The organism is Campylobacter sp. 2014D-0258, from assembly GCF_008000495.1.
GTDB classification, from domain to species: domain Bacteria; phylum Campylobacterota; class Campylobacteria; order Campylobacterales; family Campylobacteraceae; genus Campylobacter_D; species Campylobacter_D jejuni.
This window is the reverse complement of sequence record NZ_VOAR01000028.1, coordinates 1-570: the sequence shown is the minus strand read 5'-3', so window position 1 is coordinate 570 and position 570 is coordinate 1. Positions and strand designations below refer to the sequence as shown.

Genomic DNA, 570 nt, shown 5'->3' with positions numbered 1-570 from the left:
AAAGGAAGTTGTTTAGCAAGAGAAGGTCCTGCAGAAACTACTATAGCATTTTCAAATTTGTTTTTTCTTTCACTTAAGATTCTTTGAAAAGGAATGCTTTCAAGCATAAAAGGGATGTTTTGTAAAAACTGTCCATGTGTTAGCAAAGGTAAAAAACAAGTAATATCTGCATTTCTTATTGCTACACTTGCACTTTTAATACAAATTTCATTTAAAGATAAAATAGAAGTTTCATAGTATTTAAGATAATAATGCGAGCTAATAAACATTTCATATAAACTTAAATACTCTAAAATACTTTGCTGATCAAAAATCATAGCAATTTGAATTTCTAAATCCTTTGCAACACAGTCAAATAATACAACCTTATAAACTTTCAACTCCTCACTCAAATCTATCACACTTAAAGCCAAGATAAAAAGTTCGATTTCACTTTCAAATATAAAAAGATGTTTATAGTGTTTAGCTAAATTTTTAATCAGTAAAGCATTGCCTATACCATAAATACATACAAAAGGATATCTAGGAGTTTTTTCTAAAATACTTTGATAGAAAAAATTTATTTCTTCT

General features: G+C 26.7%; 1 pseudogene. It reads right to left on the bottom strand.

Annotated elements, in window-relative coordinates:
• Positions 1-570: pseudogene (locus SR62_RS07695) on the bottom strand (motility associated factor glycosyltransferase family protein); the annotation flags it as partial.